Source organism: Variovorax nivicola (assembly GCF_051216475.1).
Taxonomy (GTDB): Bacteria; Pseudomonadota; Gammaproteobacteria; order Burkholderiales; family Burkholderiaceae_C; genus Variovorax.
Genome location: NZ_JBPJZK010000003.1, coordinates 177882 through 190551 on the forward strand (window position 1 = coordinate 177882; position 12670 = coordinate 190551).

General features: G+C 66.4%; 8 protein-coding genes. 5 read left to right on the plus strand and 3 right to left on the minus strand.

Annotated elements, in window-relative coordinates:
* Window positions 1-10: 10 nt before the first annotated feature.
* The 3 genes from ACSFBF_RS13545 to ACSFBF_RS13555 form a co-directional block, all read right to left on the minus strand.
* Complete coding sequence (locus ACSFBF_RS13545) at window positions 11-2170, minus strand: thiamine pyrophosphate-dependent enzyme (RefSeq protein WP_435467708.1); 2160 nt, start codon at window positions 2168-2170, stop codon at window positions 11-13.
* 93 nt (window positions 2171-2263) lie between these two features.
* Window positions 2264-2875, minus strand: a complete 612-nt coding sequence (locus ACSFBF_RS13550; RefSeq protein ID WP_435467710.1) for a c-type cytochrome — start codon at window positions 2873-2875, stop codon at window positions 2264-2266.
* A 29-nt stretch (window positions 2876-2904) separates the two neighbouring features.
* On the minus strand, window positions 2905-4119 hold the full coding sequence (locus tag ACSFBF_RS13555; protein ID WP_435467712.1) for a PQQ-dependent sugar dehydrogenase: 1215 nt from the start codon (window positions 4117-4119) through the stop codon (window positions 2905-2907).
* A 131-nt stretch (window positions 4120-4250) separates the two neighbouring features.
* Between ACSFBF_RS13555 and ACSFBF_RS13560 the strand changes: the two genes are divergently transcribed.
* The 5 genes from ACSFBF_RS13560 to ACSFBF_RS13580 all read left to right on the plus strand — a co-directional run bounded on the left by ACSFBF_RS13560 (window position 4251) and on the right by ACSFBF_RS13580 (window position 12585).
* A complete protein-coding gene (locus ACSFBF_RS13560) occupies window positions 4251-5156 on the plus strand; it encodes a LysR family transcriptional regulator (RefSeq protein ID WP_435468780.1) in 906 nt (301 codons plus the stop codon).
* 765 nt (window positions 5157-5921) lie between these two features.
* On the plus strand, window positions 5922-7532 hold the full coding sequence (xdhA, locus tag ACSFBF_RS13565) for a xanthine dehydrogenase small subunit (RefSeq protein ID WP_435467714.1): 1611 nt from the start codon (window positions 5922-5924) through the stop codon (window positions 7530-7532).
* Between the two features lie 2 nt (window positions 7533-7534).
* Entirely contained in the window at window positions 7535-10003 is a 2469-nt protein-coding gene (gene xdhB, locus ACSFBF_RS13570) for a xanthine dehydrogenase molybdopterin binding subunit (RefSeq protein ID WP_435467716.1), read from the plus strand.
* A 103-nt stretch (window positions 10004-10106) separates the two neighbouring features.
* Window positions 10107-11108, plus strand: coding sequence for a LysR family transcriptional regulator (locus ACSFBF_RS13575; RefSeq protein ID WP_435467718.1), 1002 nt, complete (start codon window positions 10107-10109; stop codon window positions 11106-11108).
* Window positions 11109-11184: 76 nt separating this feature from the next.
* Window positions 11185-12585: an NCS2 family permease gene (locus ACSFBF_RS13580; RefSeq protein WP_435467720.1), complete on the plus strand. Its 1401-nt coding sequence runs from the start codon at window positions 11185-11187 to the stop codon at window positions 12583-12585.
* The last annotated feature ends 85 nt before the right edge of the window (window positions 12586-12670 follow it).

The following is a 12670-nucleotide window of genomic DNA, read 5'->3' on the forward strand; positions in this document are numbered from 1 at the left end:
ACTTCGCCCCTCACGCCGGTTGCAGTGCACGAACGACCGCACCGCGCAGCCCATGCAGCAAGCGCTCGTGCCACTTCGGGTTCTGCACCACCTCGGCCCGGTAGAAGCTCGGGCACAGCGTGGCGGCATGCGCATTCGCGCCACACAGCCCGCAGCCCACGCAGCCGTCGATCACGGTGGCGACCGGGTCCACCTTCAGCGGATCGGGGTTGTCCTTGAGCGTGAGCGTCGGGCATCCTGACAGGCGGATGCAGGCGTGGTCGCCGTTGCACACGTCCTCGTCGACGCCGTACTTCACGCGCACCACGCGCTCGCCCTTTTTCAGCAGGCCGGCAATCCACGGCTTGATGCGGCGCTGGCGCTCCAGCTGGCATTCGCCCTCGGCGATCACCACCTTCAGGCCGTTGAAGTCGCTGGTGAGCGCCTCAGTCAGCGTCTTGCGCATGCGCTCCACGTCGTAGGTGGTGACGGTGCGCATCCATTTCACGCCAAGGCCCTTGAGCGTGTCCTCGATGGTCTGGTTCTTGTCGATCAGGCTTTGCTGCTTGTCGACTGCGCGTTCCTTGATTTCGTCGTCGGGCGTCGAGATGATGTCCTGCGTGCCGGTGGCCGAGGTGTAGCCGTTCTTGAAGATCAGCAGCACCGCGTCGTCGCCGTTGAACAGCGCGCTCTGCACGCCCGTGAGCAGCCCGTTGTGCCAGAAGCCGCCGTCGCCCATGATCGACAGCGTGCGGCGGTTCATCATCGGCGCCACGCCCGCGCGGCTCGCCAGGCTCATGCCGTAGCCCAGGATCGAGTGGCCCATCGAGAACGGCTCGAAGGTGCCGAAGGCATGGCAGCCGATGTCGGCCGCGATGTGCACTGGGCCGGTTTGCTGCTGCGCGAGCTTCAGCGCCGAGAACACCGGCCGTTCGGGGCAGCCGATGCAGAAGCTCGGCGGCCGGTTGGGCAGCGGCGCGCTCAGGCTGCGCGCCACGGCCTCGCGGCGCTCGCGGTTGCCGGCCAGCCAAGCCTGCGCCGAAGACAGGGCCTCGCCCGCCTCGATGTACTTCGCGGCAAAGGTGCCGATGCCGCCCGACAGCACTTCCACGCCGTACTCGCCCGCCGACGGCAGCATGTCCTTGCCATGCAGCGGCGTCTGGATGTCGCGCCTGCGCAGCAGCGTGGCAATGTCCTGCTCGATGTACTCGGGCTGGCCTTCTTCCACCACCAGCACCGCGCGCTTGCCCACACAGAAGTCGGCGACCTGCTCGGGCACCAGCGGGTAAGTGACGTTGAGCACGAGGATCGGGATGTCCGTTTCGCCGAAGGCATCGGCCAGCCCTTGCTGCTGCAGGCTGCGGATCAGCGCGTTGTAGAGCCCGCCCTGCACCACGATGCCAAGGTCGGCGTGGCGGCGGCCTGGTATCAGCTCGTTGAGGCCGTGCTCGACGATGTAGCGCCGTGCTGCCGGAATGCGCTCGTCGCCCTTGAGCTTCTCGTGTCGGAAGGTGACTGGCGGATGCGCGAGCCGCATGTAGTCGAAGCCCGCGGGCTCCGTCATCAGCGCACGGGTCGAAATGGCGGGTGCCATGTTGTCCTTGCACTCGAAGCTGCCGCGCACATGGCAGGTGCGGATGCGCAGCTCCATCAGGCAGGGCATGTTCGAGCTTTCGGAGAGGCGAAAGCCTTCTTCGACCATACGCACCATCACGCCCAAGTCGGGCCGCGGGTCGAGCAGGCACATGCTCGATTTGAGCGCGTAGGCATGCGTGCGCTCCTGGATCACGCTGGCGCCTTCGCCGTAGTCTTCACCCACCACGATCAGCACGCCGCCGGTCACGCCCGGCGAAGAGAGGTTCGACAGCGCATCAGCCGCCACATTGGTGCCGACGATGGACTTCCACGTGACCGCGCCGCGCAGCGGGTAGTGAATGGACGCGCCGAGCATCGCCGCGGCCGAGGCCTCGTTGGAGCAGGCCTCCACGTGTACGCCCAGTTCGTCCATGTAGGCCTTGCCCTGGACCATCACGTCGAGCAGGTGCGACACCGGCGCGCCCTGATAGCCGCCGACGTAGGCCACGCCCGACTGCAGCAGGCCCTTGGTGATCGCGAGGATGCCCTCGCCGTGAAAGGTGTCGCCTGCGCCGAGGCGCAGCATTTCCACTTCCTTGCTGAATGAGACTTCCAAGAGATTCGGCTCCGATGTTCGTTGGGGGGAGGGTTCGGGGTGCGCAGTGCCAGCACCGTGCATCCGCCGGTGCCGCACGCCGGAAGAGGGCGTTTATTTGGGAGGCGGCTTGGGCGCCGCGCCGGGAAAGCGCGCCACGTAATAGGCGAGGGTGTCCAGGTCCTCCGGCGGAACGCGGCCCACCGCTTCGCCCATGGCCTGCGTGTAGCCCGGGCGCTTGCCCGTGCGGAAGCCTTGCAGGGAGAGCTGCAGATAGTCTTCGTGCTGCTGCGCGATGCGCGGCACCTGCTGGCCGCCGCTCAGGTCGGCGCCGTGGCAGAGCAGGCAGCGATGTTCCTGGGCCAGCGCCTGGCCGCGAGCCATGCGCGCCGGGTCGGCCGGCGTGGCAGGCGGCGGAGCCGGCACCGCGGGCAGGGTGGCGATGAAGTCCGAGAAGCCGCGCAGGTCTTCGTCCTTCATGGTCTTCGCCACTGCAGTCATCGCCGGGTTGTCGCGCCGGCCTTCGCGGAAGAGATACAGCTGCGTGATCGCGTAGAACGAATGCTGCCCTGCGAGCACCGGCGTGCCTGCCATGTCGCTGCGGCCGTTGGCGCCGTGGCATGAGGCGCAGAGCTCGGCGTAGCGCTGGGCGTAGCCGCTGCTCTTTACCGCTTGCGTCGCCTGTGCATTGGCAGACGATGCCACCGCCATGATCATTGCCGCCATCGCATGTCGAAAGAGAAAGCCCGCTGGTGTCATCGGCCGCCGTAGCTGATGCGGTAGATAGCGCCGGCGTGGTCGTCGCTCACGAGCATCGAGCCGTCCTTCAGCACCAGGAAGTCCACCGGCCGGCCGAGGTAGGTGTTGTTCTCGACGAAGCCGGTCATGAAGGGCTCGACCTTCGCGCCGCCCTTGCCGTCGGGCCAGGCGACCGCGATGTCGGCGTACTTGACGGTGCGGTTCCACGGGCCGTGGCGCGCGATGAACATCGCGCCGCGGTACTTGGCCGGGAACATCTTGCCCTTGTAGAAGGTGAGACCCAGCGCGGCGGCGTGCGGGCCGAGCAGTGCGGCGGGCTTCACGTAGTCGTTGCAGCTCTTGCCCCAGCCGAATTCCGAATCGAGGATGTTGCCCTGATGGCAGTACGGGTGGCCGAAATGCTGGTCGGGCTTGGTCACCACGTTCAGCTCGTCGTTCGGCAGGTCTTCGCTGAGCCAGTCGCGGCCGTTGTCGGTGAACCAGAGGTTGCCGGTCTTGGGGTCGAAGTCGAAGCCCACCGTGTTGCGCACGCCGCGCGCCACGGTCTCGATGCTGCTGCCGTCGGGGTTCATGCGGAAGATGCGCGCGTGCGCGTCGTCGGGCTCGCACAGGTTGCAGGGCGCGCCGACCGCGTAGTAGAGCTTGTCGTCGTGCATGCGCAGGTAGCGCCAGCTGTGGTCCTGCCCGCCGGGCAGTTTGTCGTTGAGCACCATGGGCGTGCCGGGGTTGTCGAGCTTGTCCTCGATGCCGTCGTAGCGAACGATCTGCTTGTGGGTCGCGAGGAAGAGCGCGCCCTTGTAGAACTCGATGCCGGTGGCGAACTCGGTCTTGTCGATGATCGTCTTGGGTTTGTGGTCGCCCTTCTCGGGGATCGCGTAGACCTTGTTGCCCACGAAGAGCGTGCTCACGAACACCGTGCCCTTGGCGCCCTGGCGCAACTCGCGCGCGTCGAGCACGCCCGAAGCCCAGGTCTCTACCTTGAAGCCCGGTGGCAGCTTGAACTTGGCGGTGGGCAACTGGTCGGGCGCAGTCGGAATCGGGAAAGAGGGCACCGGCGCCAGGCGCGTGGCGGCGTCGTTCTTCGGCCTGCCCTTGGCCCAGCCCGGCTCTTCGGCCGGCGGCTGCTGGGCCCATGCGGTAACGGCTGCGCAGAGAAGGGCGGCGAGCGCCGCATGCGCGCGGAACGCGCGGAATGCACGAATCGGGGCCATGTCTTGTCTCCTTCTTTCTTGTCGTGGGCTGCTGCTGCCCGGTCGTAGGGGCGATCCGGACAACGCCCGCCAGTGTGCGTGGCGGTGCTGCTGCGTTCAATAAAATAATCGAGCTAAGTAATATGAATGGCATGCATATGGAAACGCTCGACCTCAATCTGCTGCGGCTGTTCGACGCGGTCTATCGCGAGCGCAACGTGAGTCGCGCTGCCGAATCGCTGGGCCTTACGCAGCCGGCCGCCAGCCATGGCCTGGGCCGGCTGCGGCTGCTGCTCACTGATGCGCTCTTCACGCGCGCGCCTGGAGGCGTGGCGCCTACGCCGCGCGCCGACCGGCTTGCGGTGGCCGTGCAGGCGGCATTGAGCGTGCTGGAAGAAGCGCTGCACGAGTCCGACCACTTCGAGCCGCTGGTGTCGCGCAAGACCTTCCGCATCCACATGAGCGACATCGGTGAAGGGCGTTTTCTGCCGGCGCTGATGGCGCGGCTGCGTGAGCTGTCGCCTGGCGTGCGGGTGGAGACCATGCCGCTGGCGCCGGGTGACATTGCCACCGGCCTCGATGGCGGCAAGGTCGATTTCGCCTTTGGTTTTTTGCCTCGCGTGAAGGACACCCAGAGCACCCAGCTGTTGAAGGACCGCTACATCGTGCTGCTGCGTAAGGACCATCCCTTTGTGAAGCGGCGGCGTAGTGGGCAGGCGCTGCTTGAAGCCCTGCAGGAGCTTGAGTACGTGGCGGTGCGTACGCATGCGGATACGCTGCGCATCCTGCAGTTGCTGAACCTCGAAGATCGGCTGCGGCTGACTACTGAGCACTTCATGGTGCTGCCGGCTATCGTGCGGGCTACTGACCTTGCGGTGGTTATGCCGCGGAACATTGCGCGTGGCTTTGCTGAGGAGGGGGGGTATGCCATTGTTGAGCCGCCGTTTCCATTGCGTGATTTCACGGTGTCGCTGCATTGGAGTAAGCGGTTTGAGGCTGATCCGGGGAATCGGTGGTTGCGGGGGGTTATTACGGAGTTGTTTTCTGAGCGGGTTTGAGGGTTGATGTTGGTTTGTTTTCCGGGGCCGGGACTCGCCCCGGCGGGCGACCTACTTTTCTTTGCTTCGCCAAAGAAAAGTAGGCAAAAGAAAGGCGACCCCACTGTCTGCGACCCCTTCGCTGTGCGAAGGGGCAACCTGCGGTGCTCGCGTTTCGCGGGGTCTCGCCCAAACTCGCTTCGCTCAGACAAGGGCGAGCCCTGATCCGCGAAACGCTGTGCTCCTCGGCGCAGCCAGAGGGGAGGGGAGACGGAACGGGCCTTTGCTTCGCTCGGCCACCAGGCCACCGCAGGCGCTACGCGCCTGCGGTGGTTGGTGTTGGCTGTTGGTATTGGATGTCCGAAGGCCGAGCGCAGCGATGGCCTGCTCGAAATCCCTTCTGGCTGCGCCGAGGAGCGCAGACGTAGGAGGGATCAGGGCCGCAGTTGTTTGAGCGAAGCGAGTTCTGCGGACCCCCTCCGGAGTCGAGCACCGCAGGTTGCCCGAAGCGAAGCGTAGGGACGCAGACAGTAGGGTCGCCTTTTCTTTGGCTACTTTCTTTTGGCGAAGCAAGAGAAAGTAGCTCGGCCGCCGGGCCGAGACCCGGCCTCCGTCCTCCACAAGGAGCAAAAGTGGCCCAGTAATTGCACGCCCAACGCAAGGGTTTCCCCGTACATGGCATACCGCCCCCCACATACGCGTTATGGGCCCCTCCATATGCAAGACCCCGAACAAGCCGCTAACGTCCATGACTGACCCACAACGGGTCCCCCACGAGCCAAAAGCATGAGCACCGACAGCAGCAGTAGCAGCCAGATTCACCCGATCCGCTTTTTCCATCGCGGAAAGATCGTCGCCGTCACCGGCGTCCACCCGACTCGTTCCGTGCTCGACTGGCTGCGCGAGGACGCCCGCTGCACCGGCACCAAGGAAGGCTGCAACGAAGGCGACTGCGGCGCCTGCACCGTCGTCATCGGCGAACTCGCCACCGACCCGAACGCTCCGGGCGCCGTAGGCGGCCTGAGCCTGCAGACGGTCAACGCCTGCATCCAGTTCCTCCCGACCTTGCACGGCAAGGCCCTGTTCACGGTCGAAGACCTGAAGGCGCAGAGCGCCGCTGCTGCGCAACCGCAAGACAGGAAGCACCCCGTGCACACGCTGCACCCGGTCCAACAAGCCATGGTCGACTGCCACGGCTCCCAGTGCGGCTTCTGCACGCCCGGCTTCGTGATGTCGCTGTGGGCCACCTACGAGCACCACCAGGCCGACGGCACGCAGCCCACACGCCAGCAACTGGCAGACGACCTTTCCGGCAACCTGTGCCGCTGCACCGGCTACCGCCCGATCCTCGATGCCGGCCAGCGCATGTTCGATCTGCCATCGGTCCGCCTCGACACGAAGCCCGTGGTCGCCGCACTCACCGCCCTGCAGAACGACGGCCTGGACCTGAACTACGCCGCCCCGCTCGGCGCCCGCATCGACCACTTCCACGCCCCCAAGACCCTGGCCCAGCTTGCCGCGCTGCGCGAGCAGAAGCCGCGCGCCCAGTTGCTGGCCGGTTCGACCGACGTCGGCCTCTGGGTCAACAAGCAGTTCCGCGACCTGGGCGACATCATCTACGTGGGCGACGTGGCTGAAATGAAGACCATCGAAGACCGCAAGGATGAGCTCTATATCGGCGCCGGCGCCTCGCTCGAATCCGCCTTCGCCGCACTGGTCGAGCGCGTGCCCAGCCTGGCCGAGGTGTGGCTGCGCTTTGCCTCGCCGCCCATCCGCCATGCCGGCACCATGGGCGGCAACGTGGCCAACGGCTCGCCCATCGGCGATTCGCCGCCGGTGCTGATGGCGCTCGACGCGCAGATCGAGCTGCGCCGGGGCGACGTGGTGCGCCGCATGCCGCTGCCCGAGTTCTATCTCGACTACATGAAGAACCAGCTGCAGCCGGGCGAATTCGTCCAGGGGCTGGCCGTTCCCCATGCCGCGCTGGACCGCCAGATCCGTGCCTACAAGATCAGCAAGCGCTTCGACTGCGACATCTCGGCGCTGTGCGCGGGCTTCGCCATCGAGCTCGAAGCGGGCAGCGACACGGTGAAGGCCGTGCGCCTGGCCTTCGGCGGCATGGCCGCTACCGTCAAGCGCGCCGCGAATGCCGAGGCAGCTTTGCTCGGCAAGCCATGGACGCAGGCGAGCGTGGCCACCGCCAAGCTCGCGCTCGCGCAGGACTTCAAACCGCTGTCGGACATGCGCGCTTCGGCCGACTACCGGCTGCAGGTGGCGCAGAACCTCATTCAACGCCTCTGGCTCGAAACCCGCGCCGAAGACGCCCTGTCGCTGGAAGAAACCAGCGTCTGGAGCGTGATGCCCCACGCGACCCCGGCCGCTGCCGCAGGAGTCTGACCATGAACAAGCCCATCGACGCCCGCCTGCTGCAGCCCTCCGAGGCCTTTGCCGACTACCTGACCAACACCGCCGCCCGCATCGACGTGGGCGCCGAAGCGCTGGCGCACGAGCGCGGCATGCGCGTGGGCATCAGCCGGCCGCACGAGTCGGCGCACCTGCACGTGGCCGGCGAAGCGACCTACATCGACGACATTCCCGAGCTCACCGGCACGCTGCATTGCGCGCTGGGCCTGTCGCCAGCCGCCAATGGCCGCGTCACGGCGCTGTCGCTCGACGCTATTCGTGCCATGCCGGGTGTGGTCGCGGTCATTACCGCCGACGACATTCCGGGCACCAACGACTGCGGTTCGATCATTCACGACGACCCGATCCTGCTGCCCGTGAACGACGGCGGCGAGATCCGCTACCTGGGCCAGCCAGTGTTCGCCGTGATCGCCGAAACGCGCGCCGACGCGCGCCGTGCCGCCGCGAAAGCCAAGGACGCGCTGACCATCGAGGCGCAGCCGCCCGTGATCACGCCGCAGGCCGCGCACGAACGCGGCCAATACGTGGTGCCGCCGATGCACATCGTGCGCAGCGGCGGTGCCGCCAACGAAGGCGACGAGGCTGCCGTGCGCACCGCCATCGCCAACGCGCCGCATCGCCACAAGTCCACGCTCGACGTGGGCGGGCAGGAACAGTTCTACCTCGAAGGCCAGATCAGCTACGCCATTCCAAAGGAAGGCGGTGCGCTGCACATCCATTGCTCCACGCAGCACCCGAGCGAGATGCAGCACCTGGTGGCGCATGCAATGCATCTGCAGTCGAACGAGGTGCATGTGGAGTGCCGGCGCATGGGCGGCGGCTTCGGCGGCAAGGAGTCGCAGTCGGCGCTGTTCGCCTGCGTGGCGGCCATCGCGGCGCGGCAGTTGCAGCGGCCGGTGAAGCTGCGGCTCGACCGCGACGACGACTTCATGGTCACGGGCCGGCGCCACTGCTTCTGGTACGAATACGAAGTCGGCTACGACGACGAAGGCCGCATCCTCGGCGCGGAGATCACGATGGTCTCGCGCGCCGGCCACTCGGCCGACCTGTCGGGCCCGGTGATGACGCGCGCGCTGTGCCACTTCGACAACGCCTACTGGCTGCCGAACGTGGCCATGCACGGCTTCTCGGGCAAGACCAACACGCAGAGCAACACGGCCTTCCGCGGCTTCGGCGGTCCGCAGGGCGCGATCGCCATCGAGAACATCATGGACTCGGTGGCCCGCGAGCTGAAGTGCGATCCGCTCGACGTGCGGCGCGTCAACTTCTACGGCAAGGCGGAGAACAACGTCACGCCCTACCGCCAGACGGTGACCGACAACATCGTCCACGAACTCGTGGCCGAGCTGGAGGCCAGCAGCGACTACCGCGCGCGGCGCGAAGACATCGCGGCCTTCAACAAGAAGAGCACTGTGCTCAAGCGCGGCCTGGCACTGGCGCCGCTGAAGTTCGGCATCTCGTTCAACGTGAAGCACTTCAACCAGGCCGGCGCGCTGGTGCACGTGTACACCGACGGCTCGATCCTCGTGAACCACGGCGGAACCGAAATGGGGCAGGGCCTCAACACCAAGGTGGCGCAGGTGGTGGCGCACGAGCTGGGCGTGAGCTTCGAGCGCGTGCGCGTTACGGCGACCGACACGACCAAGGTGGCCAACACCTCGGCCACGGCCGCATCGACCGGCGCCGACCTGAACGGCAAGGCCGCGCAGGATGCGGCCCGCCAGATCCGCGAGCGCCTGGCCGAGAGCGCGTCCGAGCGCCATGGCGGCAAGGCCAGTGAAGTGCGCTTTGCCAACGACAAGGTCGAGGTGAACGGCCGCACGCTGGCCTTCAGCACCGTGGTGGGCGAGGCGTATCTCGACCGCAAGCAGCTGTGGTCCGACGGCTTCTACGCCACGCCCGGCCTGAGCTGGGACAAGGACAAGATGCAGGGCCGCCCGTTCTACTACTACGCCTACGGCGCGGCGGTGAGCGAGGTGATCGTCGACACGCTCACCGGCGAGTGGAAGCTGCTGCGCGCCGACATCCTGCACGACGCGGGCAAGTCGCTGAACCCGGCGGTGGACATCGGCCAGGTCGAGGGTGCTTTCATCCAGGGCATGGGCTGGCTCACCACCGAAGAGCTGGTGTGGCATCCGCAAAGTGGCAAGCTCACCACGCACGCGCCCAGCACCTACAAGATTCCGACGGCCAACGACTGCCCGCCCGTGTTCAATGTGCGCCTGTTCGAAGGCCAGAACTTCGAGGACTCCATTCACCGCAGCAAGGCCGTGGGCGAGCCGCCGCTCTTGCTGCCGTTCTCGGTGTTCTTCGCGATACGCGATGCGGTGTCGGCCGCGGGCGACCACAGGGTCGATCCGCCGCTGAAGGCGCCAGCCACGAGCGAGTCGATTCTTCGCGCCATCACCGCCGTGCAAGCGGTGGAACCCGCATCGGCCGAATGACAGCGGGCCGTGCTCGCACGGTCCGAGCTTCACTTCCACACCCGGTTTCGCCAAATGCTGCGCTGTATAACTGTTCGCACAGACAAGAAAGGTGTGAACAGCCATGAGAGACCAAGCGCTTTTCGACAAGATCGATCTTCATTTGATCCGGGTGCTTCACACCGTGTTGACCGACCGCAGCGTCTCGCGCGCAGCCATCCGTCTGGGCATGTACCAGCCGGCCGTCTCGGCCGCGCTGAAGCGCCTGCGAGAGCTCTCGGGCGATCCGCTGCTGGTGCGCTCGGGCTCGGGCATGGTGCCGACCGACGCGGGGCTGCGCATGATCGAGCCCGCGGCGAGCATTCTTCGCGCGGCCGAGATGCTGTTCTCGGATGCGCGCGGCTTCGATCCGCAGTCGGCGGCCACCACCTTCCGCATTGCGGCCAGCGACTACATGGACCCGCTGTTCCTGCCCATGCTGGTGGCGCAGGTCAAGCGCGATGCGCCGCTGTGCCAGATAGAGATTCACGCGCTCTCGCCCGACTCGGACTACCACGGCCACCTGGCGCTCGGCCAGGTCGACCTGGTGATCGGCAACTGGCTCAAGCCGCCGGAAGATTTGCACATGGCGCGGCTCTTCGGCGACGAGGTGGTGTCGCTGGTCAACAAGGATCATCCGGCAGTGCGCCGCGGCTGGGACCTGGAGACTTGGCTCGCGGCCGAGCACATCGCGCCCACGCCCATGCACCCGGGCGGGCGCGGCATCATCGACCAGATGCTCGACGAGCTGGGTCGGCAGCGCAACATCACGGCGCGCTGCGCGCACTTCGGGCTCATTCCGGACATGGTGGCCTCCAGCCTGCTGGTGCTGACCACCGGGCGCCAGTATTGCGAGCGTTTTGCCTCGCGGCTGCCGCTGAAGATTCTCGAATGCCCCGTGGCGCTGCCGCGCCTCATGTACTACCAGCTCTGGCACGAACGCACCCATTCGTCGAGCTCTGCGCGCTGGCTGCGCGAATGCATCAAGGACGTGGCGGCGTCGCTGCGGCCTCCGGCTTCCGCGATACCCGGTGTATCTGGCGCCGCAACGCGCCCGCCCGCAGCTCCTGAAACCTCGGATCCCTGAGAAAACCCCGTTCGCGCCGGCGTCGTGAGCGGGGGAACGATGAAAACCGCCACTACAACAGCTGGAGACAAGCGAAATGAGTACGTTTGAACAGGCGCCGAAAGGCGCCGAGCCCCACATTCCGGGGCATGTCGAGTCCGCGCGTCCGCGTGCGGCTGTGGGCAGCGCAAGCGGCTCGGGTCTGCTTGAACGCGTGTTCAAGCTCAGTGCGCACAACACCACCGTGCGCACCGAGGTCATCGCGGGGCTCACCACCTTCCTGACGATGGCCTACATCATCTTCGTGAACCCGTCGATCCTCGGGGACGCGGGCATGCCGAAGGGCGCGGTGTTCGTCGCCACCTGCCTCATTGCGGCGCTGGGCACGCTCATCATGGGTCTGTACGCCAACTACCCGATTGCCATGGCGCCGGGCATGGGCCTGAACGCCTACTTCGCCTACGTGGTGGTGCTGGGCATGGGCTACACGTGGCAGGTGGCGCTGGGCGCGGTGTTCATCTCGGGCTGTCTGTTCCTGATCGTCACGGTCACGGGGTTGCGGGAGCTTTTCATACAGGGCATACCGCAGTCGCTGCGAACTGCGATCACGGTGGGCATCGGCATGTTCCTGGCGCTCATCGCGCTGAAGAGCGCCGGCATTGTGGCCGCATCGCCCGCTACCTTCGTCACGCTGGGCGACCTGCACTCGGCGCCGGTGGTGCTGGCGACGCTGGGCTTTCTCATCATCGTGGCGCTCGACAAGCTCAAGGTGCGCGGCGCCATCCTGATCGGCATCATCACGGTGACGGTGCTGTCGTTTTTCTTCGGCGGCAACAAGTTCCACGGCGTGTTCGACGCGCCGCCGTCCATCGCGCCCACCTTCATGCAGCTCGACATTTTGGGCGCGCTGAAGGGCGGCATCCTGAACGTGGTGCTGGTGTTCTTCCTGGTCGAGATGTTCGACGCCACCGGCACGCTGATGGGCGTGGCCAAGCGCGCCGGCCTGTTGGTGCCGGGCAAGATGGAGCGCATGAACAAGGCGCTCTTGGCCGACAGCGGCGCGATCTTCGCGGGCTCGCTGCTCGGTACGTCGAGCACCACGGCTTATGTGGAAAGCGCGGCGGGCGTGCAGGCGGGCGGACGCACCGGCCTCACGGCCGTGGTGGTGGCGCTGCTGTTCCTGGCCTGCCTGATGATCTCGCCGCTGGCGGGCTCGGTGCCGGCCTACGCCACCGCACCGGCGCTGCTCTTCGTGGGCTGCCTGATGCTGCGCGACCTGGTCGAGCTCGACTGGGAAGACACCACCGAGGTGATCCCGGCCGCAGTGACCGCGCTGGCGATGCCTTTCACCTACTCGATTGCCAACGGCCTGGCCTTCGGCTTCATCACGTACGCCGTGCTGAAGCTCTGCACCGGCCGGGCACGGGAAGTGCATGCGATGGTCTGGGTCATCGCAGCTGTGTTTCTCTTCAAGTTCGCCTATATCGGCGGGCATTGAAATGCTGAACTGAGCGAAGCGCCGTCGGGCGCCGATGGTCGCGGGGACCGCTATTAAACTGATAGCTGTTCCCGCTTTGTTGCAG